The sequence below is a fragment of the Neobacillus drentensis genome, assembly GCF_036962125.1.
Lineage (GTDB): Bacteria > Bacillota > Bacilli > Bacillales > Cytobacillaceae > Neobacillus > Neobacillus drentensis_B.
Genome location: NZ_JBALOA010000011.1, coordinates 177,398 through 203,365 on the forward strand (window position 1 = coordinate 177,398; position 25,968 = coordinate 203,365).

Below are 25,968 nucleotides of genomic sequence, written 5' to 3' on the forward strand. Positions count from 1 at the left end.
TATGAATAAATCCTTACTGCTTGCCTGGCTAGCAGCCATCGTTGCTACGCTTGGCAGCTTATATTTTAGTGAGGTTATGCATTTTATCCCTTGTACGCTTTGCTGGTATCAAAGGATCTTCATGTACCCGCTGGCCATCATCTTAGGAGTGGCCGTTTACTGGAATGATAAAAGCATTTATCGATATGCCCTGCCATTATCGATTATCGGCTGGCTGATTGCTGGATATCATACGTTATTACAAAAAATACCGTATTTACAGCAGTTTGAAATGTGTACAACAGGAGTTCCGTGTTCGAAGGATTATATCAACTGGCTTGGCTTTATCACCATTCCGTTATTAGCCTTCATAGCGTTTACGATTATTACAGTCTGTTTACTGATGATTTCTCGCAATAAAAAGTAAAGAAGCAACTATTAAAAAGAGCGGTGAACCAATGGGTTCGCCGCTCTTTTCTGTGAATTGCCTAGCTTAACTAGCAATTAGTACATAAAGGATGCGCCAACAATGATCAATAAAATGAACAACACAACAATTAAAGCGAAGTTGCTGTTGTTACGGCCGTGTTCTGACATATGAATATCACCTCCATCACTATACTAATTACAATGTATGCATGGCCACATGAAATGAAATGGACAAACGTTGAAGATTTAACAAGGGTTTGAAATTTTAGTTCCCGTTGGTCAAAATATCGCCATATGTATAATTTGTGAATTATGTTGTTGGTATGAAAAGTATGAATTATCCTACAGAAGAGAGGTGAGTGATCATGATGAATCATGGGAAAATTTTTGGAACAACCAGTATGGGTGAAAGAGGTCAGGTGGTAATCCCATCAGAAGCAAGAGAGGAACTAGGTATTAAGTCCGGAGAGAAGTTTGTGGTTTTTGGTGATGCGCGAAAGGGTACTGTGATTTTAGTGAAATCAGAAATTATGAACAAGTTTGCTAACTTCTTCTTTAACAAGTCAAAAAGATTCGAGAAGATTGCTAAAGAAATTTTTGAAAAAACAGAAATCGAAGAAGAAGAAGAAAAAGAGTAAGTTGTAGTTCGGAAAGTAAACCACGCAGGCTTGTCCCGTGGTGCTAACTATGAAAGGTGTGGACAAGGATGCGTGAGATGACTCGCTTACTATTCAACAAGAGGTTTCGACAAACGTTTTTTATGTTTATTGGATTTTTTATGCAATTTTGGTGGCTGGGAAAAACAAAAAAGTTTTACCATAAAGATAAAGTCACTCAAAAGTACAAGGTCATTTACACTGCCCAAGCTAAAAAGTTTGCTCGAGTTGCAGTAGAAATGGGCGGCCTTATTATCAAACTGGGGCAATTTGTCAGCTCTAGGGTTGATATCTTACCAAAGGAATATACTGACATCTTATCAGAATTGCAGGATTCAGTTGCACCAGTAGATTCAGAGATTGCCGTTAATAGAATTGAAGAAGAGCTGTCCGGTAAGGTTTCTGAGGTGTTCGATTCCTTTGCTAAAGATCCCGTTGCGGCAGCATCCTTAGGTCAAGTGCACAAAGCGGTATTGAAAAATGGCGAGAATGTTGCGGTTAAAGTTATGCGCCCTGGAATTGAAGCCACCGTTGCTCTGGATTTAACCACTTTGAAAATACTGATTGCCTTTGCTAGAAGGTTTACAAAAGTAGGCAAATTTGTTGATTTAAAGGATGTTTATCAGGAGTTTGAAGAAGTCATAACCGATGAACTTGACTATATTAAAGAAGCAAAAAATATTGAAAGTTTCCAGGAATCTTTCTGTGATTTTCCTGGGGTGACGACACCAAAGGTTTATTGGAATCTTACTACAAGTAAGGTCCTCGTTATGGAGTTTATCGAAGGTGTAAAAATTAATGAGGTAGATAAACTTGAGGGTATGTCTATCAACAAGAAGAATCTAGCGTCAATCCTTTATCTATCTTATTTAAAGCAATTGATGGAGGATGGGTTCTTTCATGCCGATCCCCACCCTGGCAACCTTTTAGTAAAAAAGGATGGGACCCTTTGCTACATTGATTTTGGTATGGTCGGAAATATTTCAAATGCTATGAAGGAAAATATGGTCAAGCTTGCTATGTCTATCTACCTGAAAGATGCCGGTGGAATTGTTGAAGCCTTTAACGATTTAGGCTTTTTAAGAAAAAAGGCGGATAAGTCTGCACTAACAAAGAATGTAAAAGTTCTACTAACAGGTTTTTCTGAAGATGGATTTAAAATGGAACAGATAAATAATGAGGGATTTCTAGAAGAACTGCGGGAGTTTTTATATGAACAGCCTTTTCAAATCCCTTCTAGAACTACCTTTTTAGGAAAAGCAATTATGACGGTTTTTAGCATTTGTAACGGGTTGGATAAGGAATTTGATATCATCAAGAATACGAAGCCATATGTGGAAGATATCATGAGTAGTGATGCTGTTAACCCCGCTAAGGAGACGGTGCTGGACCAAATCAAAACTACTTTTTTAAAAGTCATTCCAACATCCCGAAAAGTATTTAACTTGATTGATCAGCTTGAATCAGGAGAAATTAGAATTCATCCTTCCAAGGCATTTGAAAAAAATATTATCGAGCAGCAAGCTTTCCAATCGAGGAAAATAGTCATAGCGATGTTCGGAACAGGATTATTGATTGCTGGTGCCCAATTAATTACAGGTCATCAAGTAGTCAGTATTGCCATGATGTGTTTAGGTGGATTAATCACCATTTCTCAGGCGGGCGGAGCTTCAGGTAAAAAAAGAAGACGGAGACCACATCCGAACTTTAGAAAAGCGAAAGAGTAACCGTTATTAGGGGCTGACACTAAGTGTATTCTTAGCGTCAGCCCTTTTTTATGTTATCAGGATAAGCTAGTTATCGTTTTGAAATTCCACATAAACTTTTATAAAAATTAATATTTTCATATTTATTATTATAGTATAATAATAAGGCTGGATTAATAGTAAAGTCAGTCATTTTACTCGAAGAGGTGTTAGGCAATGGCAAAAATTTTAGTAGCAGGTGAGATTCCGCAAAAGGGATTGGATATGTTAGCAAAGGATCACTTGGTTGAAGTGTTTGCAGGAGAGAAATTGATTACAGAAGCAGAATTAAAAGAGCGAATCAAAGATAAGGATGCTTTGCTAAGTTTATTATCAACACCAGTAACGAAAGAAATAATTGACCAAGCCCCCCATTTAAAAATTATTGCAAACTATGGAGCGGGTTTTAATAATATTGATTTTGAACATGCCGCTTCGAAAGGAATTCCAACGACTAATACACCAATAGCTTCTACTGCAGCAACCGCTGACCTGACAATTGCACTGTTATTAGCCGCAGCAAGAAGAGTAGCGGAAGGGGACGAAGTTTGTCGTACAGTTGGCTTCAACGGCTGGGCACCACTCTATTTCCGCGGTCGTGAAGTAACTGGGAAAACCATCGGCATTGTTGGCTTTGGGCAGATTGGTCAAGCAGTTGCGAAACGAGCAGCCGCTTTTGACATGAAGGTGCTCTATACCGGCCCTAATCGCAAAAGCTCGTTAATTGAAAATACATTAAACGCGACTTATGTATCGTTTGATGAATTAATTGCTGAGGCTGATTTTATTACGATTAATTGTGCCTACAATCCAACGATGAAGCATATGTTTAGCACGGCGCAATTTGAAATAATGAAACCAACCGCCTATTTAATTAATTGCGCACGTGGACCAATTGTTGAGGAAGCAGCGCTTATAAAGGCCTTAGAAGAGAAACAAATTGAAGGCGCCGGCATTGACGTATTTGAATTCGAACCGGTCATTAGTGAAGGTTTGAAAAAGCTGAAAAACGTTGTATTAACTCCGCATATCGGAAATGCTACGTTTGAAGCCCGCGATGAGATGGCAAATATTGCAGCTGGAAACATTGTCAAGGTCCTAAACGGCGAGGAACCTTCATATGTTATTAATGGGGTAAGTAAAGAGACAATTCTAGTTTAATATAGAAAAAAGACGGCGGATGCCGTCTTTTTTTATAGGATAATAAGCGCTTGCGCTATGAATATTGCGGACGAAGTTTGGTGCGTTTATTGACGTGTTGCTCTGCGCTTAAGGCTGCTATCGCACCATCTGCTGCCGAGATTACCGCTTGTTTAATAGGGGTACGTCTTGCATCACCGCCGGCAAATACGCCATCAACATTTGTGCGGAGGTATTCATCCACGATGACATAGCCTTCTTCATCACGTAGGACTGCCCCTTTTAAGAAATCTGTTCCTGGCATCATTCCGCCGAGGTATAAGAAAATTCCATCGACATCCCACACTTGTTCTTCCTTTTTATCAGTAAGGACAACAATTTGCTCGACACTATCGGTTCCAATAATTTCTCTGACACGGTGGCGTTTATAAATGTCTACATTAGCATTATTTTCTAATAGTGAAAGATCAACGTCGCCCTTTAATTCAGTTGGAATTAACAATTTCACCGTTTTACAATACTTGGCCAATGTTTCAGCCTCATGGATTGCTTCATCATTATCACCAACAACAGCCACAACGCGGTCCTGATAAAAGGCGGCATCACAGGTAGAACAATAGCTTACCCCGCGCCCGGTAAATTCTTCTTCCCCTTTGATTTTACCTGAAGGGGCTTTGGCGCCAACTCCAATAAATACACTCTTAGCCTTAATGGTTCCTTCAGCTAGTTCGATTTTTTTAATATCCTCAGAAAAATCAACCGACAAGACGGTGGAACGAACAAATTCGGCCCCAAAATCTTTCGCTTGTGCCTGCATTCTTGTTAACAGTTCAAGCCCTGTTACCTCCTCACGTACACCTGGATAGTTGGCGATTTTATGAGTAATTGCAAGTGTACCAGCTTTTGGAGCTTTATCAATGACAAGTGTTTTTAATTTCCCTCGTGCAGCATAAACAGCTGCAGATGCTCCGGCGGGACCGCCGCCAATGGTGACAAAATCATAGACATCTTCGAGAACTTTTTGATTGACTGATTGAAAGATTGATTCTTCAGTTGCTTCACTAATTTCTGGCTTTGATAGGTTCTCAGCGGAAACTTGATCTTCCGATAGCCCAAGCAGTTTGTTAAATTTTTTCTCTTGAAAACCTAGTACAAGCTTTCCATTAATCAGTGTGGCAGGAGTTCCATAAATTTTTCGTTCCTTTAATTGATCAAAATATTCCTTATGTATAGACGCATTTCGCTCTTCATATTCAAATCCATGATCTTTAAGAAACGTTTTTACTTTTTCACAATAGGGGCAGCCAGTGCTGCTGTAAACGATAACCTCAGGCTTTGACAAGTTTCAAACCTCCAATTTTTATGTATATCTTTAACATTATAATAATGTAACTATTAAATAAAAGTCAATACTTTTTAATAATTATTATAAATAACAAAACAGTCCAATAAATGTATTGGACTGTTTGCTTTGATGATGAAAGATTAAATTGATCTGCCAAGGAAAGCAGTTAGCATCCACACATGCTTTTCGAGTTCAGAATGAATCGCAAGCAGCATGTCACCTGTTGTTTCATCATTTTTCTCTTCCGCAAAGTTCATGCCTTCTTTTAACTCACCTATAATAATCGAGAAGTCATTGATAACTGATTGAACCATTTCATCTGCGGACTCATTTCCAGATGCTTCTTTAATAGAAGAAATCTCTAAGTATTCCTTCATGGTTGCTGCTGGCTTTCCACCGATTGAGAGCAGGCGTTCTGCAAGTTCATCGACATGCAGGCCGGCCTCATTATAAAACTCTTCGAATTTGACATGTAATGTGAAAAAGTTTCCACCCTTCACATACCAATGATAGTTATGTAATTTCGTATACAAAACAGACCAGTTTGCAATTTGTTTATTAAGTACACTGACTAACTGATTTTCCATCTAAATAACCTCCTTATTTAACTCTATATTTATTATTACCCAAATTTGAGGTGAAATCCTGTATGAATTCAAGAAATTTGTTGTCAATTTGGTGAAGAAACTTAGGATTTCAAAGGTATAAAGGTCATTTTTGATTGTTACATGGCTGAAATAAAGTGTAATAATTGGTCCTTTCTTATCCAACTGTCCCACTTAATGGAAAAGATAAATTATTGGTGAAATATCCCAGGTGGCAGCTAAATGCCTTCATGGTGGGCGCTATTTTTGTGGGTTCAAAGTTACCACTTTTTGGTTAATGAATTCCAATGTTACAACTGTTAGCCTTAATAGTATAGAGAAGCGGAAAACAAATATGGGAGGGTAATCTATGAATAAATTAAAGAAACTATTAATTGCAACCGGACTAATTTTATCAATGTCAGCAGTAACGTTAACTGGAACAACAGAAGCGGCAACAACTACGCATCAAGTCCAATCAGGTGAAACCTATTGGAAAATTGCAGCGAAATACGGGGTAACCGTTAATAGTCTATTAAAAGCTAATAATAAAACTAGCAATCTTTTATATGCAGGAACAAACCTAATTATCCCAAATTCTACAATTACTGCAGCAGAAAAAGACTTGATGGCCCGCTTAGTAAGAGCTGAGGCAGTAGGTGAGCCATATGCAGGAAAAGTTGCTGTTGCTACAGTTATTCTTAACCGCGTCGCAAGTCCTGATTTCCCAAATACAGTTAAGAGTGTTATTTATGAAAAGTCGAATGGTTACTATGCCTTCACACCTGTGAAAAATGGCACGATTAATAAAGCAGCAGATGCAGTCTCGAAAAAAGCTGTGAATGAAGCACTTGCCTTTAGAGGACAAGGAAACGGCTCTTTATTTTTCTATAATCCCAAAACTGCTGTTAGCAAGTGGGTCTATTCACGTCCCGTGACGGTAACAATCGGTAATCATCGTTTCGCGAGATAATCTTTTAACTAATTTCCCTTTAATATTGGAAAAATCGAAGAAACAGTGAGTTCCTAAATATGGAATTCGCTGTTTTTTTATGCAAAAAAGAGTAGGTTATGCAATATTACATAAAAATCAAACTGAATTTCTTTTTTAATAGAGAATAAATTAACAAGAAGAGGTTTGGTAGTAGGCATTGACTCAATATATTAAACTTGGCACGAAAGTTGCAATTATTTATAATAGTTAGAATTTTAGGTAAAATAAAGGAGGCGAATCATTTTTTAAGTGTAAAACTCCATCCCTGTTAAAACAAAATGTAAATGCTTACAATCGTTTTTTTTTGATAAGTGAATATCCGGATACTAAAGGAGAGATGGTTAAATTGGAGAATACTACTCTTAAACGCTCACTTGGGCTTTGGGCAATCGTTATGCTGGGATTGGGTTATATGACGCCAACGATTGTATTTGATACATTTGGAATTGTCTCTGAAGAAACAAATGGCGTGGTCCCTCTTGCATATATTGCTGCATTGGTTGTTATGGTATTTACGGCGATCAGCTATGGAAAAATGGTTAAGGTCTTTCCGAGTGCGGGGTCTGCCTATACCTATACCCGGGAGACCATAAGCCCGCATCTCGGATTCATAGTCGGCTGGGCAGCGTTACTTGATTATATATTGCTTCCAATGGTGAATGCTTTGATTATTCGCATTTATATGGTATCTGTCTTTCCTAGTATTCCAGCTTGGATCTGGGTGGTTGCCTATGTTGCGATTGTCACTGCCATTAATGCCTGGAGTATGGGAAAAACATCCAGTTTAAATTCCCTGCTGGTTCTTTTTGAAGTAGTCTTAATTGGCGCATTTATTGTTCTTGCCTTTGTCCAACTCTCTAAAGGAATGGGACAAGGAACCATTTTCACAACAACCCCGCTTTTCCATTCCGATATACATCTCGGAGCCATTTTGACTGGGGCAACTGTAGTGTGTTTTTCCTTTATTGGTTTTGATGCAGTAACCATGTATGCCGAAGAAGCAATTGACCAAAAAACGATGCCGAGAGCGATTATGCTAACGGTCTTTATAGGAGGAGCCATCTTTTTTGTCTGTAGTTATTTTGCGCAAGCCTTATTTCCTGATGTTTCAGGGTTTAAAGTGACCGATGATACCTTACCTGAAATTGGTTTGTTTGTGGGTGGAACTATCTTTAAACTGATTTTCCTATCTGGTGCTTTTGCTGCAACTGTTGCTTCAGGACTTGCCTCCCACGCAAGTGTGTCAAGGCTTTTGTACGTTATGGGACGAAATGGTGTTCTACCAAAAAAGACATTTGGCTATGTTCATCCAAAATTTAGGACTCCCATTTTTAATGTCATCCTAGTTGGTGTGGTATCCTTACTTGCGATTGCCCCAAGTCTTGAATTGATTTCCTCCTTTATTAATTTCGGAGCTTTAATTGCGTTTACGTTCGTCAACCTCTCGGTAATCGCTCATTTCGTTTTTCGACAGAAGAGATATAAAACAGCTAAGGATATTTTCTCCTTCCTAATTATGCCGATTATTGGAGCAGGATTAACAGGCATTTTGTGGGCGAACTTACAATTTGATGCACTGATTGGCGGAATTGTTTGGATTGGCATTGGTGTGATTTATATGCTATTCCAAACAAGGTTCTTCAAAATCAAAATTGCGGATTTAAGTATCGATGACGCGGAAAGTACCACTTCCCTATAAAGTTACCTGAGCCAGGCTTGATGCCTGGTTTTTGCTTTGGATAAGAGAGTTAGTGAGGAAAATTTAGAATGCCTAATAATCTATGCATAAATGAATAATTAAATCATTTCCTCATAATCACATTGCATTTATCCTAGTTTAAGCTGTAAAAACTGCGGGTGATGGATTGGCACGAAACTTGCTTTAACCTTAGGTAACAATAAAAAATGAGGTGTTAGAATGGCAATCGAATCTCTCGACATGAAGAATACGGAAGAAAGAGAACAGGACAACTCCCTGATAGAGTTTCAGGAAACGTTAAAAGAAGCAGTAAACATCCTGAACTATCCACCGCAAGTATTCGAATTTCTAAAGAAGCCAATGAGATTTTTAGAAGTAAGTATCCCGGTTAGAATGGATAATGGAGAGACAGAGATATTCCAGGGGTATCGTGCACAGCATAATGATGCATCAGGACCAACCAAAGGGGGTATTCGCTTTCATCCCGATGTCACAGCAGATGAGGTAAAAGCATTGGCGGGCTGGATGAGCTTAAAATGTGGTATAACTGACCTGCCCTATGGCGGTGCTAAAGGCGGAATCATTTGTGATCCTCGTAAAATGAGTCTAGATGAATTAGAAAAGTTGAGCCGTGGTTACGTAAGGGCAGTTAGTCAACTGGTTGGTCCAACGAAAGATATTCCAGCACCTGATATGTATACGAACTCGCAAATTATGGCGTGGATGCTTGATGAATATGACCATATCCGCGAATTTGACTCCCCTGGTTTTATTACAGGAAAACCAATTGCACTTGGGGGATCCAAGGGCAGGGAAACGGCGACATCAAAAGGTGTTTTATATACGCTCCAAATGGTTTGTGAATTAAAGAAAATGCAGGTAAAAGATACCCGTGTTATCATTCAAGGGTTTGGAAATGTCGGTAGCTACCTTGCCCAGTATTTATATGAGTTGGGGGCAAAAGTAATTGGAATCGGTGACATGCTCGGCGGCTTATACGATGAGAATGGCCTGGATATCCCATTTTTGTTGGAAAATAGAGATTCCTTTGGCATTGTATCTAATTATTATTCTAGTGCGATCTCAAACCAGGAATTATTAGAAAAAGAATGTGATATTCTCATCCCGGCTGCCATCTCAGGGGTTATTAACAAGTATAATGCCAAGAAACTAAACTGCCAAATTATCATTGAAGCCGCCAATGGACCGACCACTAAAGAAGCTTTAAAGGTTCTAGATGAACAGCAGATCCTTGTGGTCCCGGATATTCTTGCCAATTCTGGTGGTGTAATTGTCTCTTATTTTGAATGGTGTCAAAATAATCAAGGATATTACTGGACGGAGGAAACTGTAGATGAGCGGCTCAAGGAAAAAATGACGGACAGCTTTTTAAAGGTTTACCAGACCTCGAAACGGTATGGTGTAAATATGAAAATTGCTGCTTATATCGAAGGGATTCAAAAGCTTGCTGAGGCTTCGAGACTTCGTGGCTGGTTGAAATATTAATAATAAATATGAAAAAGGGAGGACAATATATGAAACTGGATATATTAGCAGAACAAAAGGAACAGCAGCTATTACATTACTTTTGTCTAATTTCAAACAACCACCGCTACGATTTGACAATTGGCTATTCGGAGCAATTCTTTGGAAAAGCAATGGTCACTTCAATACAGTCAGGGAAAATGGTTTTACTATGCCAAGAGGATACCTATTTAGATAATCATTGGGCGGAAAGACTTGGTATCGAAGCAGAAGATATCCCAGAGTTTCAAGAATTTTTCAGTTTAGTATTACAACCACGGCCTTTTCAAGAGCAGTATTAAACGAAAAAGGAGAGTATGTTCATGTATTATGGTGTGGTTCTTAGCCCATGTTATGGGAAAGTGGAAAGAATCTCAATCTTGGATGAGTCAAGAATCTATGAGTGGGAGACCTTATTTATCATTAAATCAGAATCAGGTGAATTAGAAACTGTTCAAACTAGTTTGAGCGGTGAAGTTGAATCGCTTGAAGTCCAGGAAGGGGATTATGTGGTTCCAGGAATGGTCCTCGCTTATATCAAAGAAGACTTATTTGTTACCGGCAGTGATTAATGACGAGATAAAGAAGATGGGACGCTCATCTTCTTTTTTTTTTTTGCAATATTATAAAATATTTTATATAAAGTGATAGTATTAGAGTGACAAGGTGTTAAGGGGGAAGTAAACGATGTTTTCTGTTGCCAAAGAAAAAGTGAAACCAATTATTTCAGTGGACGTGGATGAAAGTGAAGTAGTTTTTCAATCAACCTTAAATAACCTTAAAGAGCCCTTTTTGTTTTTAAAAAGACAAAATCAGTTATTTGCATATGTCATCCTGGAAAACCATAAAAGAGAAAATGCTTCGATTGACTATCTGCTTGAACAAGCGAAATCGCTAGAAAGTATCTGCCATCTTAGCGAACAAATTTCTTTGCCTGCATTGTTCCAAATAATTGGCGAGCCCTTTGCGATTATTAAAGGTGAGGAAGGATTTCCGGCAGGCTATATTCGTAGGGAAGATGTTCTGGCCGAGCTTTTTAAACAGGAAAATAAAAGTGTCGACTTATTGAAGATTATTCTTACCTCGATCCCGATGGGAATTTTTGTATTAGATAGGGAAAAAAGAATTATTAATTATAATGAAGCTGGATTAAAAATGATTCGGTCGACTGCAGAAAAGGTAATGAATCTTCCGGCAGCAGAAATATTTAGCCGTACCCATCTTGATCAGGTATTTACCACCGGTAAGACGCTTCTTAATCATCTAGTCATCAAAAATGAAATTGGAATTCTCGTCGACTATAGCCCGATTTTGAACTATGAGAATGAAGTCGATGGGATTATTATTGTTGCACAGGACCTGCCAATGGTTGAAGAAATGGCTATGGAAATTGAATATATTAAGGATTTAAATAAGGATTTACATGCGATTTTGTCGAGTATTTATGATGAAATCCTTGTTGTGAATAACAAGGGCGAACTGATCAGGTTCAGTGAAAATATTATTCAAGATTTCTGGAAGGTCGATTTAAACGAACTAATTGGAAAAAATATTCTTGAACTTGAGGACCAAGGGCTGTTTACGCCTTCAGTGACTAGACTAGTATTAGAAAAAAGAAAAAAGGTCTCAGTAGTCCAAGAAACAAAGGCAGGAAGAAAAATACTTGCGGTTGGAAATCCTGTTTTTAATGAAAAAAATGAATTAGACCGGATTATCATTGCCTCGCGTGATATTACCGAAACAACAAGGCTAAAAAGCGAACTGCAGGAAATAAAAAAGATCTCAGAACAATATAAGAAGGAATTAGATGATTTTAAAAGTAAGGACCGTTTTTTGAAAAAGCTTATATACTGCAGTCCGAAGATGGAGAAGATTATCAATCAAGCAAAGAAAATTGCTGACTTTTCTTCAACCGTGCTTCTTTACGGTGAATCGGGCGTTGGTAAAGAGGTAATTGCTCAAGCAATCCATCAATTAGGCAGGCGCCAGGTGAAACCATTTCTTAAATTAAACTGTGGAGCAATTCCAGAAAACTTACTTGAAAGTGAACTATTCGGATATGCCAAAGGGGCTTTTACTGGAGCCGATAAGAATGGGAAGGATGGATACTTTAAACAGGCCGATGGGGGAATTTTGTTCCTCGATGAAATTGGTGAGATGCCTATACATCTCCAGGTAAAACTGTTGCGAGTACTGCAGGAGCAGGAGGTTATTCCGATTGGCAGCACTACCCCGTTTAAGGTGAATGTGCAGATTATTGCGGCGACAAATAAAAAATTAGAAAAAATGGTAGAGGAAGGGACATTCCGTGAAGATTTGTTCTACCGCTTGAATGTCATACCAATACATATCCCGCCATTAAGGGAACGGACGGAGGATATTTCCTTGCTTGCCTTCCATTTCCTACAGCAATTGAATGAGAAATATGAACGGAATTACCATCTAACACCTGATGCTGTTAATGTACTGGAGTTTTATCCATGGCCGGGAAATGTCAGGGAACTTCAAAATATTATTGAAAGATTAGTAGTTACTGCAGAACAGCCAGCGATTGATGCTGAGTTCGTCAGCCAATTTTTATCGATGGGTTTTGAAAATAAAAAGATGAAGCCAGTCATTACAAGGGTCATTCCACTGCAAGAGGCCATCGATCATGTCGAGGAGCAGTTAATTGTGATGGCGATGGACCAATATAAAACAACAACAAAAGCGGCAAAAGCCTTGGGGATTAGCCAATCCTCGGTTAGTAGAAAGTATCAAAAGATACTCCACGAAAAAAATATTAAAATTGAAAACTTTTCCGGCCTTTAATCCAAAGCTGCGGTATAGATCAAACGATCTTCCGCGGCTTTTCTTATTATGCAAAATACGATAGGGTTATGCAAAAATGAATAGGCATTTTTTCTAATATTGCAAAAGAAAACTATTTTGCTATGTTTCTTTAGTTGGCACGAATCTTGCAATAATTGTTAGTGAGGGTGAATAAAGGAGGAATTTAAATGGTCGAGGTAAAAAAACGAGTGGTAAACCTGAAGATGTTTATTGATGGTGAGTGGAAAGATGCCGAAAATCAAGAAACACGCCCCGTAATTAATCCTGCAAATGGTGAAGTGATTTCATATGCCCCTGAAGGAACGGTTGCTGACGCTCGTGCGGCGATTTATGCGGCGCGGCAAGCTTTTGAAGAGGGTGTTTGGTCTGGGATATCCGCTCAGGAAAGAGCCTCCTATTTATTAAAAATTGCTGACAAAATTGAAGAATATGCCGATGAATTATCTGAGTTAGAGACGATGGATAACGGGAAACCATTAAGAGAAGCTGGCTTCGATGTTGGGGATGCAGCGGCTTGTTTTCGCTATTATGCAGGCTTGATTACCAAGCCAGATGGACAGACCTATCATGTTGCCGACCCGATGCAGGCAATGGTTGTCCGTGAGCCGATCGGTGTGTGCGGCTTGATTGTTCCTTGGAACTATCCGCTGTTAATGAGTGTCTGGAAAATTGCCCCAGCCTTAGCTGCTGGAAATACGATTGTATTTAAACCGTCTGAAGTGACACCAATAACCCCCAAAAAACTATTTGAGATTTTTGAAGAAGTTGGCTTGCCAAATGGGGTGGCAAATCTGGTCATGGGTGCTGGAGCGGTGGTTGGAAATGAAATCGCTTCCCATCCCGAGGTGGATATGATTTCGTTTACCGGCGGTACGAAAACAGGGAAGCACATTATGAAAACCGCAGCGGATACGATGAAGAAGGTATCATTAGAGCTTGGCGGTAAATCGCCTAATATCATTTTTGCTGATGCTGATATTGAAACGGCCGTTGACTATGCACTATTTGGTATCTTCGCCGGTTCTGGTCAAGTATGTTCTGCTGGTTCAAGGATACTCGTCGAAGAAGAAATCTATGATAAATTCGTCCATCGTTTCGTCGAGCGGGCCAAGCAAATTAAAGTAGGGCCAGGAAATGATCCTATAACCGAAATGGGCCCGCTGGTGAGTCAAGAGCACTTAGAAAAAGTCCTTTCCTATATAGAAATAGGCAAACAAGAAGGAGCGACCGTTGCATGCGGCGGAAACCGAATCACAAGCAATGGTTTAGAAAAAGGTTACTTTGTTGAACCAACCGTTTTTGTTAATGTGAACCAAGAGATGCGAATTGTTCAGGAGGAAATTTTTGGTCCTGTCGTGACAATCCAGAAGTTCACAGATGAAGAAGAAGCTATTAAACTTGCGAATGGTACCGTTTATGGGTTAGCCGGTGGTGTATTTACTAATAATGGCGCGAAGGGTTTACGGGTCATTAAAAAGCTGCGTGCAGGGATAACGTGGATCAATTCCTATCATCCGACATATAACGAAGCACCTTGGGGCGGTTATAAGCAAAGTGGAATTGGCCGTAGCCTTGGAACATTTGGGCTTGAAGAATTTCAAGAAATAAAACAAATCAATATCAATCTGCAGGTGGAGCCAATTGGCTGGTTTTCAAACTAATCATAAAATAGGAGGAATAGATATATGAGTATCGATTTAAATCATGAGTTAAAAAGTAAGCTAAATCAGGATGTAAGTGAATATATTAATAAGGTTTTAAGCTTAATAGAAAAAGAGGAAATTACTGAAGCAGAAGCTTCTTGGATTACTAAGGAAACTGTTGACGGTTTTCGTGAGCATGTAAATCCGGGATTCCTTGAATACCGCAAAACAGTTACTGAAGGCGGCCAATTTGCTGCAGTGGAATGGTCGGATAATGGTTCTTGCTTCAAGGATGTCAATGGAAAAGAATATATCGATTGCCTTGGCGGGTTCGGCATCTATAATGTCGGCCACCGAAATCCAAAGGTAGTAAAGGCGGTAACGGATCAGTTAAAACGTCAGGCACTTCATAGCCAGGATTTGCTCGATCCACTGCGAGCGATGTTAGCAAAAATCCTAGCTGAAATCACACCAGGTGATTTGAAATATGCTTTCTTTACAAACAGTGGGACAGAAAGTGTGGAAGCGGCATTAAAACTAGCGAAAATGTACAGTGAGCGGACGACGTTTATTTCTACCACTCGAGCGTTTCACGGAAAAAGTTTAGGTTCATTGTCAGGAACGGCGAAAGGAATGTTCCGTAAACCATTCTTACCGTTAATCCCTGGCTTCCGTCATGTGCCTTTTGGTGATATTGACATGATGAGAAAAACCTTTGAGGTTTGTGCTTCCGTTGGTGAAGATGTGGCAGCAGTTATTTTAGAACCGATTCAAGGTGAGGGAGGAATTATTCTTCCACCCGAAAACTATTTAAAACAAGTCCGTGAGCTCTGTGATCAATACGGAACCTTGCTTATCTTTGATGAAGTACAGACAGGAATGGGCCGTACCGGAAAAATGTTCGCTGCAGAATTATATGAAGTTGTTCCAGATATTATCTGTCTAGCCAAGGCGTTTGGCGGCGGCGTGATGCCAGCAGGTGCTGTGGTAGCTACTGAAAATGTCTTTAAGAGCTGGTTTGATAATCCGTTTATGCATACAACAACCTTCGGCGGCAATCCACTAGCCTGTGCGGCTGCGATTGCAACGATTGGCGTTTTAATTGAAGGAAAATTACCGGAAAGAGCCGCTGAAGTAGGTGCCTATTTCCTTGAGGAACTGAAAAATGCAGCAGTTGGTCATGAGGATAAAGTGCAGGAAATCCGTGGGCAAGGCCTAATGATCGGAATAGAATTCCACCAAGATGAAATCGGCTACGATGTATCAAAAGGAATGTTTGATCGTGGGGTCCTAGTGGCTGGGACATTAATAAACTCCAAAACTATTCGTATCGAGCCAGCGCTAACGATTAGTTATGATGAGGTTAATAAAGTCGTTTCAACCTTCAAAGAAGTACTGGAGCAAATAAATGCTTAACGATTTACTTAAAAGGGGGAGCAAGCAAGTGGAAAAGAAATATGTCAAGCTCCAAACAGAGATACCTGGGCCCAAATCAAAGGAATTATTGGAGCGGAGAAATAAGTATGTCCCAAAAGGAATCAGCAATAACTGTCAAGCTTTTGTAAAAAAAGCACAAGGAGCTCTGGTAGAAGATGTGGACGGTAATTGTTATATTGATTTTGCTGGTGCTATTGGAACGATGAATGTGGGTCATTCCCACCCTAGAGTGGTTCGAGCTCTGCAGGAACAAGCAAGTCAATATATCCACACGGGCTTTAATGTGATGATGTATGAATCATATATTGCTTTAGCCCAGCGTCTTTGTGAGCTTGCGCCGGGTGAATTTGAAAAGCAGGCCGCTTTTTTTAACAGTGGTGCTGAAGCAGTTGAGAACGCTGTAAAGATTGCTAGGAAATACACCAAACGTCAGGGAATTGTTTCGTTTACAAGGGGATTCCATGGCCGGACATTAATGACGATGACGATGACTAGTAAAGTAAAGCCATATAAATATGGGTTTGGGCCATTCGCCCCCGAGGTTTATAAGGCGCCATATCCTTATGTGTACCGCCGGCCAGAAGGAATGAATGAGCAGCAATATAGTGCGATGATGATTGAACAATTTGAACAGTTTTTAGTTGCCGAAGTCGCTCCTGAAACAATTGCTGCTGTCGTGATGGAGCCTGTGCAAGGTGAAGGAGGGTTTATCGTACCTGACACTGCCTTTGTGAAACGGGTAAGAGAAATCTGCACGCAGTATGGCATCTTGTTTATTGCTGATGAAATCCAAACTGGATTCGCACGGACTGGAAAATACTTTGCAATTGAACATTTTGGCGTCGTTCCTGATTTAATAACAATATCGAAATCGATGGGGGCAGGTGTACCTATCAGCGGTGTGATTGGCAAGTCAGAAATAATGAATACTGCCGACATTGGTGAAATCGGCGGAACTTATGCGGGAAGTCCGCTTGGCTGCAGGGCTGCACTGACCGTATTAGATATTATCGAAAGTGAACAACTTAATGACCGTGCCCGAAAAATTGGAGACCGTGTCCTTGAAAAGATGCACCTTCTAGCTGATCGGTTTGAGGGAATCGGTGATGTCCGCGGCCTCGGTGCGATGTGTGCCATGGAAATCGTCAAGGATAGACAATCAAAATCACCGGATAAAGAGGCAGTAGGGAAAATGGTCAAAGCTGCTAGTGAACGCGGCTTGATGTTACTAAGTGCTGGGATTTACAGCAATGTCATTCGTCTGCTCATGCCAATTACCATCACTGATGACCAACTGGAAGAAGGTTTGCAAATTCTTGAGGAAGCCTTCGAAGCCGTTTATAAAAATAATCCTGCCATATCGGTTGGAGGGGAATAAAATGGATAGTATAAAACAAAATTATCAAATCTATCCGATGTATCTCAATGGAGAATGGGTTGGCAATGATTACGAGATTTTAACAGAAGTGATTAATCCGGCCACTAAAGAGGTTATAGGTGCGGTGCCAACAGGCGGTGCTTATGAGGCAGAACAAGCGGTAGATGCTGCCCATAAAGCATTTAAAATCTGGTCGAAAAAAACAGCGGATGAGCGGTACCAGCTCTTGATGAAGTGGTTCTACCTAATTGACCAGAACAAGCATGAAATTGCTCGAATCATGACAAAGGAGCAGGGTAAACCTCTTAAGGAAGCTCTTGGGGAAGTTCAGTATGCCAATGGCTTTATCTCTTGGTATGCCGAAGAGGGGAAAAGGATTTATGGTGAAACGATTCCAGCAAGTCATCCAAATAAAAGAATCCTAGTTAGGAAAGAACCAGTAGGGGTGATCGCAGCAATTACTCCTTGGAATTTTCCAGCCGCAATGATTACTAGAAAAGTAGCACCCGCGCTTGCCGCAGGTTGTACGGCTGTTGTAAAGCCAGCAAATCAAACACCACTGACGGCATTAAAAATAGCTGAGCTCGCTCATGAAGCAGGCATTCCTGCAGGGGTATTGAACGTGATAACGGGGAGGTCGGCAGAAATAGGCGAAACGTGGCTGAAGGACCCCCGCGTCACAAAGATAACCTTTACAGGGTCGACAGAGGTGGGAAAGAGGTTAATGCGCGGTGCCGCGGAAACAGTCAAAAAGGTTTCACTTGAGCTTGGCGGGAATGCTCCATTTATCGTGATGGATGATGCAAATTTAGCGAAGGCTGCTGAAGGACTGGTACAATCGAAATTTCGCAATGCGGGCCAAACGTGTATTTGTACTAACCGCATTTATGTTCAAGAGGGGATTGCAGATGAATTTATCACGCTTTTTCAAGCGGAATTAGAAAAGCTAAAGGTTGGTAACGGACTTGAAGAGGGAACGGATATTGGTCCATTAATTGATCAAACTGCCTACAAAAAAGTTGAAGGACTGGTTAAAGAAGCAGTTGAAAAGGGGGGAATAGTCACTTATCAGGGGACGGGGCCTGTGAAGGATAATGGCTATTTCTATGCCCCAACGATTTTGACGAACATTAATGATGAGATGGAATGTATGAAGGATGAAATCTTTGGCCCAATCGCACCGATTTCCACTTTTAAAACGGAGGAAGAAGTAATTGGACGGGCGAACAATTCTTGTTACGGATTAGCTGCCTATGTGTATACCGAAAACTTAAGCCGCTCTTTTAGAATCACAGAACAGCTGGAGTACGGGATTATTGGCCTGAATGATGCCCTGCCTTCCGTCGTTCAAGCTCCATTTGGGGGCTACAAGGAGAGTGGTCTTGGCCGTGAAGGTGGTCATTTTGGGATTGAAGAATACTTAGAAGTAAAATATATTTCAATTGGGTTGGATTTAAATTAACGTGGTGAAAAACTGCCAGTGAAACAATCGGAGCTGTATTCTTTCTAATGATTGTTTCGCTGGCTTTACTTGAAAGCTCCACAAGGACATGAAATCCTAAAAAGAAAGAATAATTAAAGGGTAGATTGAATAAAAAGAACAAGCCGTGCAGTCGGGAATCCCGTCACGCGGCTTGTTCTTTTAATGTTGATTAATTACGGATATGATAGTATCAATTGAAGCGTGATCGGCAGGTTCTGAATCGATATGTTTCCAAATAACATTTCCCTTCTCATCATAAATCCACGTACCACCCTGGATATAGATATCATGGGTTTTCATCGCCTTTTGGACTAGCTTTTTTTGTGCTTCATCTTCTGGCAAAAATGCTTTAGACCCATGCTTAAGATAGGCCATTCCTGCTTGGAGGAGCAACTTCCATTTTGGCATGGTCTGGTGACCCATTTCACGATAAAGATTTTTATCCGGATCTCCGTAAATCGGGAATGGATAGGGTCCAAATACTTGAACAAATTGCTCTAAATACGCTTGAAGAGACGGGGTAATCACAAGGATTTGAAAGCCTGTCACTTTAAGTTCTTCATATCTCTCACGCAACTGCGTAAGCATTTCTCGACAAACTGGTCAGCCGGGGTGTCTAACAAAAACAACAATGCTTTTTTGATTTTTGATGATATTTCTAAAGGGTTGATTCGTATCCTCAAATGGTTTTTCTAGAGTGATTTCCATGTTCTCACCTCAGTGTGATCAATAGGTGGATGATCCTATTGGTAAAGTAAATCGTGCACGATTAAATTTATAACAATTTAATAAGCATGTCAATTTAACAATATTTTCTGTTTATTATACAAATTTACTTCAAAACGTTTACCTTACTATGTTACGATATCGTAATAAGTACATGGGAATGAGGTGGGGTAGTTGTTTGAAACAATTTTGTTTGATGTAGATGGGGTTCTGTTAAGTGAGGAGCATTATTTTGATGCATCTGCCTTAACTGTTTGGGAAATGCTTATTAGTTCTAATTACTTGGGACTTGAACCTTGGCACTATAAAACTGATTATCATCAAGAGGAAATAAAAGAAATAAGAGAGACCGTATTTGAAAAGGACCAAGTTCTCAAGTTTTTGAAATCCCGTGGTCTAAACGCCAACTGGGACATGATTTACCTTTCCTTCTGCCACCAGCTCATCCACCTGCTCTCGCAAATCAGGGAAAAGGAAGCTGAAAAAATTAACCGATGGTGTCAGGCACCAATTAATCGCGAAGTATTAGTAGAGATTGGCGCGGTGTTGAATAATTATGATGTAAAACTGGATTTTGGATTGTTTGTGAAGGAATTTGTCCGTTCAGATGCAACGAAGCAGGAATTGTTTAACTATTTGAATGGGCTAGCAAAGGAAAAGCTGGGGATAGAAACTTCGATTTTCCATAAAGGGGAACTTTGGGACGTTTGTGAGCATGTTTCTCAGGAATGGTATGTAGGGGATAAGCATGTTCTTGCCTCGACTGGGAGACCCTCGGTTCAACTTGGAAAAAAAGGCTTTTTGGCATATGAAACAACCTTAGCCCCTAAGCAGGAAATTGAGGAATTATTTCTAATTTTAAATAACTCTGGTTTGACGATTGGTATCGGGACGGGCAGGCCTGAATTAGAAACCATCCAGCCATTTTATCATTTAGATTGGTTAAAGCATTTCGATGAAAAGCGAATTGTTACTGCTGATGATGTATTAATGGCCGAGAAAGAGTTTCCTGACGAGGGGGCGCTGTCAAAGCCTCATCCATTTACATATATCATGGGTCATCGTGGAAAAGGAACATCGGTACAGGATTGTTTGGATGCAGAGCTGCCACTTGCAGATGCGGAGACCATTCTTGTTGTGGGGGACTCGTTAGCAGATTTGTTAGCAGCAAGAGAATTGGGCTGTAAGTTTGCGGCCGTGTTGACCGGTCTCTCAGGAAAATCTGCACGGAGTGATTTTGAGAAACATGAAGCAGATTATATTCTCGATTCGGTGCTCGATATTAAAGGAATTTTATAGGAATAAAGGAACTACTCAGTGCACTTAGAAACTAAACAGTTAGGCAAGGATAAAAATGGGGGAGATTTTCAATATTGTTTTGAAAAATTTCGCTCAAAAAAATTAGCCTATCATGGTACGGAGTTAAGCGTTTACAGACTAGAAGACTAGAAACATATCTATTGTAAAAAAGTAAAGAGAATCATATAATGTCTACAACAGAAAAACATTTGTGCGTCTTACGAGGACATACATGGGGGGGAAAAACATGAAAGCAATCTCAATTGGGTTATTAGGTTTAGGGACAGTTGGTTGTGGGGTAGTCCAAATTATTAAAAAAAATCAAGATAAGTTAATCCATCAAGTGGGGTGCCCTGTTGTCATAAAAAAGATTCTTGTTCAGGATTTACATAAAACAAGACCCGTAGAAATAGATGCAAAAGTGTTAACCTCAAATGCGGACGAAATCCTTTATGATGAAGAAATAGATGTAGTGATTGAGGTAATGGGCGGTGTACAGGATACAAAAGATTATTTAATTACTGCACTTAGCCAAGGCAAGCATGTGGTCACCGCCAATAAGGATTTAATGGCGTTACATGGTTCAGAGTTGTTAACCGTTGCTTCTGAACATGGCTGTGATTTATTTTATGAAGCAAGTGTGGCTGGCGGAATTCCGATTTTAAGAGGATTAGTTGATGGACTAGCTTCTGACCGTATTAAGCAGTTAATGGGGATTGTTAATGGAACGACTAATTATATTTTAACAAAAATGAGTGAAGAGGGCCGTTCCTATGACGAGGTTCTTAAGGAAGCTCAGGAACTTGGGTTCGCTGAAGCGGATCCAACCTCAGATGTTGAAGGACTAGATGCTGCTCGTAAAATGACCATTTTAGCAACACTAGGTTTTTCTATGCATATCGATTTAGAAGATGTTCAGGTATCAGGAATATCAAAAGTGACAGATGAAGATTTGCGCTATGGAAAACAATTGGGATACACCATGAAACTAATTGGCTATGCCCATCGTGAAGGGGAAAAAGTTGAAGTAAGTGTAGCTCCTACCTTCTTATCCAATAATCACCCGCTTGCTTCTGTTCAAAACGAGTATAATGCCGTTTATGTCTATGGGGAGTCGGTAGGCGAGACCATGTTTTATGGGCCGGGTGCGGGAAGTTTGCCGACGGCAACTGCGATTGTATCTGACTTAGTTGCGGTGATTAAAAATTTAAGGCTTGGGGTTAATGGCCGTAGTGCAGTAACACCTCAATATCCAAAGAAGCTAAAAGATAATGGTGAGAAATATTCTAAATACTTCTTAAGGATTCATGTCCGAGATGAAGTTGGCGTTTTTGCTGATATTACAACCATTTTTGCAAAATATGGGGTTAGTTTTGAAAAAATCCTACAGCTTCCTGTGAAGAAAAATGAGACATCAGAAATTGTGTTAGTCACACATCGTGCCTCCTTAACCAATTATGATAAAATTTTATTAGCATTAAATGATCTTCAAGCGGTTAAGGAAATAAAAAGTGCATATAAGGTGGTACGGAAATCATTATGAACTTAAATGATCGTTTTTTAATAAAAGTACCAGCAAGTACAGCTAATCTAGGGCCTGGCTTTGATTCTATGGGTCTTGCTGTTAATTTGTATTTGTCATTGGAAGTGGAGAAAAGTGTAAAATGGGAAGTTTCGTCTGCTAGTGCTGAATTGATGGACTTCCCAACAGATGATACTCATTTTATTTGTCAAATTGCCATTCAAACGGCTGCGAAGTATGGAATTGATTTACAGCCTTGCAAAATAACAGTCGACAGTAACATTCCTTTAGCACGTGGACTTGGTTCAAGTGCTGCAGCTATTATTGCGGGGATTGAACTTGCTGATGCAGTTGGAAGGATAGGTTTAACTCAGCAAGAAAAGCTACTTATTGCAACAGAGATTGAGGGCCATCCGGATAATGTCGGTGCATCCCTTTTCGGGGGATTGGTTATTGGGGCCTACCAGCAAAACGAAGTAGACATGCTAAGTATCTCTAATATTTCCTTTGAAATGGTCGCAGTCATCCCAAATGAAATTCTTTTAACGAAGGATTCTCGCGGCGTTCTCCCTTCAGAATTTACCCGTGAAACCGCTATTCAAGCTTCTTCGACTGCGAATCTTTTAGTAGCTGCCCTACTAACTGAAAACTGGGAGCTGGCTGGAAAAATGATGGAGCAAGACCTCTTTCATCAGCCATACCGAAAACCGCTCATTCACGGCTATCAAGAAATTGAAAAAGTGGCAAAATCATTAGGTGCTTTCGGAGTAGCTCTGAGCGGCGCTGGCCCTACTGTACTCTGTTTTACAGAGAAAGGAAAGGGGAAAAAGCTCGAACAAGGCTTGATAAGTCAATTTTCAGAAATGACTGCAAAGTTACTTACGATTGATTATATTGGAAGCAGTGTTAAAGAAATGGAGAGATTTGTAAAATAATCTCTCCATTTTTTTATTACAATTTCTAGATGCTGCATCTTTTTAGTGGCTATCCTTTTACCCCTTCGAGCCATTCTTGATAACAATCATTACAAAGCGATTCATCTCTTTCTCGGTTTGAGGAGATAAATGTAACATAATGAAGCTGTCTTTCTTCAATTTCATTGGTACAATAAAAACATTTTTCAGTCATAGAAATCCCCCTCTATAACAAATCCAATTTATTAACTTGAGGCATTTTCCTTTTTGTGAGCAAGATTCAATGCTGTTTCTGAAACTGTTAGGTCCACTTGCAACTGTTCACTTAGGTTGTGCGGGTGATAGAAGCCCTTCGCTGCCATATAATTAGTGATTTTTTCATGTGTAGCAATAGCATCATTTAATTGTGCTCGTAGGGCTGCTTTTAATTCTGGTGTAGCCGTTTCCGTAATTGCTACAGCATAATTTCTCACACCGGCCTTCGCAGAGATGAGAAAATCAGTAGCAATCACTTGGTCAGTCATACCACCCATTCCCATAATATTTTGAATGAATTGATTCACTGGTTTGCCTCCCGCTCTGTCAAAAATTGCTTTAGTTGTTGGATATGCTGTGTTCCTGCAGCGGCATCCTCTGAAAGAATGGCTTTTAACTCCTCATCCTGGGCTAAAGCACTCATGGTTGTTGCTTTAGTTAAACACAAATTTTTGAATGAAAGCAATTCATGAAGGTCTAATGTTTCATGTAGCCCTAAATACTTGGTCATTTATTTTCCCTCCAGGCGCAACGTACTTTATCCTCATTATATTTTCTTAGATGCCCCTTGTTTATTCACCATGCATAAAAGGAAACATCAATAGGGGAAAATATATATGTTAAGAAACTGGAGGTGCTTTATGGAAGTAGAGAGCTTAGCCTTGCATGAAACAATGGAAACGCATGAAATCCTGAACTTTAAAACGGTTTGCTTACTTCGCTCCAAATTAATGCAAGGAATCTGTTTTGATAATGAATTAAAGGCGCTAATGGAGAAAGATGTGCAACAGTCAATTAAGGACATTAATGAACTTTTAGGCTTTTATAAACAAAGTCAAATACTGCAATAAAGCGAGGTAGTAAAATAATGGAAGATTATTTAGACCCAAGAAATGCGGAAGGAATGCCCAACTTAGCCGATTCAGCTTTTGCCATGGACTTTTTACTTTCTGTAAAAAATGGTATTCGTAACTACGGCTTTGCAATTACTGAAACGGCCAACCCTGAACTCAGACGGGCACTGCATAAACAGATGGAGAACGCAATCGATTTACACACTGAGATATCGGATTTGATGATCAAAAAAGGATGGCTGCATCCCCACAACTTTAAAGAACAATTTCCAATTGACTTAAAGTCTGCAGAAACTGCCGTACAAATTGCTAGTTTAAACCTTTACCCTATGGATACTGATCGCCTTGGCATGTTTGCCACGCCATACAAATAAAAGGAGGAGAAAACCTGATGAAGGCAGTAACATACCAAGGCATAAAGAATGTTGAAGTGACACAAGTCAAAGATCCAAAAATAAAAAATGCAGATGACATTATTGTAAAAGTTACTTCTACAGCCATTTGTGGCTCTGATTTACACTTGATTCATGCGATGATTCCCAATTTGCCTACGGGTTTTGTCATTGGTCATGAACCAATGGGAATCGTTGAAGAAGCAGGGCCAGAGGTAACGAACTTAAAAAAAGGTGATCGAGTCATCATTCCTTTTAATGTTAGCTGTGGCCATTGTTGGTATTGCACGCACGATTTAACAAGTCAATGTGATAACGGAAATCCACATGGACAAGGAGCGGGATTTTTCGGTTATTCGGAAACTACAGGCGGTTATGCAGGTGGGCAGGCAGAATATATGCGAGTACCATTTGGAAATTTCACCCCATTTAAGATTCCTGAAAACTGTGAGGTGGAAGATGAAAAGTTAGCATTACTTGCCGATGCAGTTCCGACAGCTTACTGGAGTGTTGATAATGCGGGTGTAAAAGAGGGGGATACGGTTATCATCCTCGGTTGTGGTCCAGTTGGATTACTCGCACAGAAATTTGCCTGGTATAAGGGAGCAAAACGCGTGATTGCCGTTGATTATATTGATTACCGTCTGCAACATGCGAAACGAACCAATAAAGTTGAAATTGTTAATTTTGAACAGCATCAAAACACAGGCGAATATTTGAAGGAAATTACCCAAGGTGGTGCCGACATCGTCATCGATGCTGTCGGAATGGATGGAAAATGGACCCCACTTGAGTTTCTTGCTTCTGGATTAAAGCTTCATGGCGGAGCAATGGGAGCGATTGTCATTGCTAGTCAGGCTGTTCGTAAAGGTGGAACGATACAATTAACCGGTGTATACGGCGGTCGATATAATGCATTTCCTCTCGGAGATATTTTCCAGCGGAACGTGAATATTAGAACAGGACAGGCACCTGTTATCCCTTATATGCCATTCCTTTACGAAATGATAAATGATGGTAAGTTAGATCCCGGTGATATCATCACGCATGTATTACCACTTGATCAAGCGAAACATGGCTACGAAGTGTTTGATACAAAAATGGAAGATTGTATAAAAGTAATATTAAAACCGTAGTT

Annotated in this window: 26 protein-coding genes and 1 pseudogene; 20 read left to right on the forward strand and 7 right to left on the reverse strand. The window is 39.9% G+C overall.

The genetic code is table 11. The annotated features are described in order from the left end of the window. The first annotated feature begins 1 nt into the window (after window position 1). On the forward strand, window positions 2-406 hold the full coding sequence (locus tag V7121_RS10730; RefSeq protein ID WP_335499213.1) for a disulfide oxidoreductase: 405 nt from the start codon (window positions 2-4) through the stop codon (window positions 404-406). Window positions 407-483: 77 nt separating this feature from the next. Here the strand turns inward: V7121_RS10730 and V7121_RS10735 are convergent, their stop codons facing one another. Beyond that, window positions 484-576 carry a YjcZ family sporulation protein gene (locus V7121_RS10735; protein ID WP_335499211.1) on the reverse strand — a complete coding sequence of 31 codons (93 nt, stop codon included), beginning with the start codon at window positions 574-576 and terminating at the stop codon, window positions 484-486. 197 nt (window positions 577-773) lie between these two features. Here V7121_RS10735 and V7121_RS10740 point away from each other — a divergent pair, with 197 nt between their 5' ends. From V7121_RS10740 to V7121_RS10750, 3 genes are all read left to right on the forward strand, one after another. After that, a complete protein-coding gene (locus tag V7121_RS10740) occupies window positions 774-1,046 on the forward strand; it encodes an AbrB/MazE/SpoVT family DNA-binding domain-containing protein (protein ID WP_335546547.1) in 273 nt (90 codons plus the stop codon). 68 nt (window positions 1,047-1,114) lie between these two features. Continuing rightward, on the forward strand, window positions 1,115-2,791 hold the full coding sequence (locus V7121_RS10745) for an ABC1 kinase family protein (RefSeq protein ID WP_335546549.1): 1,677 nt from the start codon (window positions 1,115-1,117) through the stop codon (window positions 2,789-2,791). A gap of 195 nt (window positions 2,792-2,986) precedes the next feature. Continuing rightward, window positions 2,987-3,970, forward strand: a complete 984-nt coding sequence (locus tag V7121_RS10750; RefSeq protein ID WP_335546551.1) for a 2-hydroxyacid dehydrogenase family protein — start codon at window positions 2,987-2,989, stop codon at window positions 3,968-3,970. A gap of 55 nt (window positions 3,971-4,025) precedes the next feature. Here V7121_RS10750 and V7121_RS10755 read toward each other — a convergent pair whose 3' ends face one another. After that, entirely contained in the window at window positions 4,026-5,291 is a 1,266-nt protein-coding gene (locus tag V7121_RS10755; RefSeq protein WP_335546553.1) for an FAD-dependent oxidoreductase, read from the reverse strand. Window positions 5,292-5,434: 143 nt separating this feature from the next. Next, window positions 5,435-5,881: a Dps family protein gene (locus tag V7121_RS10760; RefSeq protein WP_335499201.1), complete on the reverse strand. Its 447-nt coding sequence runs from the start codon at window positions 5,879-5,881 to the stop codon at window positions 5,435-5,437. 367 nt (window positions 5,882-6,248) lie between these two features. Between V7121_RS10760 and V7121_RS10765 the strand changes: the two genes are divergently transcribed. From V7121_RS10765 to V7121_RS10810, 10 genes are all read left to right on the forward strand, one after another. Further along, a complete protein-coding gene (locus V7121_RS10765) occupies window positions 6,249-6,851 on the forward strand; it encodes a cell wall hydrolase (protein WP_335546555.1) in 603 nt (200 codons plus the stop codon). A gap of 358 nt (window positions 6,852-7,209) precedes the next feature. Beyond that, a complete protein-coding gene (locus V7121_RS10770; protein ID WP_335499199.1) occupies window positions 7,210-8,571 on the forward strand; it encodes an APC family permease in 1,362 nt (453 codons plus the stop codon). Between the two features lie 219 nt (window positions 8,572-8,790). After that, the gene (locus V7121_RS10775) at window positions 8,791-10,077 is read left to right on the forward strand and encodes a Glu/Leu/Phe/Val family dehydrogenase (protein ID WP_335499197.1); all 1,287 of its coding nucleotides are present in this window, start codon (window positions 8,791-8,793) and stop codon (window positions 10,075-10,077) included. A 29-nt stretch (window positions 10,078-10,106) separates the two neighbouring features. Continuing rightward, the gene (locus V7121_RS10780) at window positions 10,107-10,397 is read left to right on the forward strand and encodes an SAV0927 family protein (protein WP_335499195.1); all 291 of its coding nucleotides are present in this window, start codon (window positions 10,107-10,109) and stop codon (window positions 10,395-10,397) included. A 21-nt stretch (window positions 10,398-10,418) separates the two neighbouring features. Then, window positions 10,419-10,667, forward strand: coding sequence for a biotin/lipoyl-binding protein (locus tag V7121_RS10785; RefSeq protein ID WP_335499193.1), 249 nt, complete (start codon window positions 10,419-10,421; stop codon window positions 10,665-10,667). Window positions 10,668-10,782: 115 nt separating this feature from the next. Continuing rightward, window positions 10,783-12,906, forward strand: a complete 2,124-nt coding sequence (locus V7121_RS10790) for a sigma 54-interacting transcriptional regulator (RefSeq protein WP_335499191.1) — start codon at window positions 10,783-10,785, stop codon at window positions 12,904-12,906. A 209-nt stretch (window positions 12,907-13,115) separates the two neighbouring features. Beyond that, a complete protein-coding gene (locus V7121_RS10795; protein WP_335499252.1) occupies window positions 13,116-14,588 on the forward strand; it encodes an aldehyde dehydrogenase family protein in 1,473 nt (490 codons plus the stop codon). Between the two features lie 24 nt (window positions 14,589-14,612). Next, a complete protein-coding gene (locus V7121_RS10800) occupies window positions 14,613-15,986 on the forward strand; it encodes a putrescine aminotransferase (protein ID WP_335499189.1) in 1,374 nt (457 codons plus the stop codon). A 28-nt stretch (window positions 15,987-16,014) separates the two neighbouring features. Further along, window positions 16,015-17,385 (forward strand): 4-aminobutyrate--2-oxoglutarate transaminase, encoded by a 1,371-nt coding sequence (gabT, locus tag V7121_RS10805; protein WP_335546557.1) that lies wholly within the window; start codon window positions 16,015-16,017, stop codon window positions 17,383-17,385. 37 nt (window positions 17,386-17,422) lie between these two features. Further along, the gene (locus V7121_RS10810) at window positions 17,423-18,847 is read left to right on the forward strand and encodes an NAD-dependent succinate-semialdehyde dehydrogenase (protein ID WP_335499250.1); all 1,425 of its coding nucleotides are present in this window, start codon (window positions 17,423-17,425) and stop codon (window positions 18,845-18,847) included. Between the two features lie 180 nt (window positions 18,848-19,027). On the opposite strand, the pseudogene V7121_RS10815 reads toward V7121_RS10810, so the two are convergent. Then, window positions 19,028-19,459 (reverse strand): annotated as a pseudogene (locus V7121_RS10815) (AhpC/TSA family protein); the annotation flags it as partial. A gap of 309 nt (window positions 19,460-19,768) precedes the next feature. Between V7121_RS10815 and V7121_RS10820 the strand changes: the two are divergent. The 3 genes from V7121_RS10820 (at window position 19,769) to thrB (ending at window position 23,350) form a co-directional block, all read left to right on the forward strand. After that, the gene (locus V7121_RS10820; protein ID WP_335546559.1) at window positions 19,769-20,893 is read left to right on the forward strand and encodes an HAD family hydrolase; all 1,125 of its coding nucleotides are present in this window, start codon (window positions 19,769-19,771) and stop codon (window positions 20,891-20,893) included. A gap of 247 nt (window positions 20,894-21,140) precedes the next feature. Then, complete coding sequence (locus tag V7121_RS10825) at window positions 21,141-22,436, forward strand: homoserine dehydrogenase (protein ID WP_335499183.1); 1,296 nt, start codon at window positions 21,141-21,143, stop codon at window positions 22,434-22,436. Beyond that, window positions 22,433-23,350: a homoserine kinase gene (thrB, locus tag V7121_RS10830; RefSeq protein ID WP_335499182.1), complete on the forward strand. Its 918-nt coding sequence runs from the start codon at window positions 22,433-22,435 to the stop codon at window positions 23,348-23,350. Before V7121_RS10825 ends, thrB begins: the two co-directional genes overlap by 4 nt. 49 nt (window positions 23,351-23,399) lie before the next feature. On the opposite strand, the gene V7121_RS10835 is transcribed toward thrB, so the two are convergent. Genes V7121_RS10835 through V7121_RS10845 form a run of 3 tightly spaced genes read right to left on the reverse strand, consistent with a single transcriptional unit; the run spans window position 23,400 to window position 24,095 of the window. Further along, entirely contained in the window at window positions 23,400-23,543 is a 144-nt protein-coding gene (locus tag V7121_RS10835) for a hypothetical protein (RefSeq protein WP_335499179.1), read from the reverse strand. 31 nt (window positions 23,544-23,574) lie between these two features. Beyond that, a complete protein-coding gene (locus V7121_RS10840) occupies window positions 23,575-23,892 on the reverse strand; it encodes a spore coat protein (protein ID WP_335499177.1) in 318 nt (105 codons plus the stop codon). Then, the gene (locus V7121_RS10845) at window positions 23,889-24,095 is read right to left on the reverse strand and encodes a hypothetical protein (RefSeq protein WP_335499175.1); all 207 of its coding nucleotides are present in this window, start codon (window positions 24,093-24,095) and stop codon (window positions 23,889-23,891) included. The genes V7121_RS10840 and V7121_RS10845 overlap by 4 nt, the downstream gene beginning before the upstream one ends. Before the next feature lie 130 nt (window positions 24,096-24,225). On the opposite strand from V7121_RS10845, the gene V7121_RS10850 reads away from it, so the two are divergent. Genes V7121_RS10850 through V7121_RS10860 form a run of 3 tightly spaced genes read left to right on the forward strand, consistent with a single transcriptional unit; the run spans window position 24,226 to window position 25,966 of the window. Next, window positions 24,226-24,435 (forward strand): spore coat protein, encoded by a 210-nt coding sequence (locus V7121_RS10850; protein ID WP_335499173.1) that lies wholly within the window; start codon window positions 24,226-24,228, stop codon window positions 24,433-24,435. A gap of 17 nt (window positions 24,436-24,452) precedes the next feature. Beyond that, entirely contained in the window at window positions 24,453-24,812 is a 360-nt protein-coding gene (locus tag V7121_RS10855; protein WP_335499171.1) for a spore coat protein, read from the forward strand. Window positions 24,813-24,829: 17 nt separating this feature from the next. Then, window positions 24,830-25,966, forward strand: coding sequence for a zinc-dependent alcohol dehydrogenase (locus V7121_RS10860; protein WP_335499169.1), 1,137 nt, complete (start codon window positions 24,830-24,832; stop codon window positions 25,964-25,966). The last annotated feature ends 2 nt before the right edge of the window (window positions 25,967-25,968 follow it).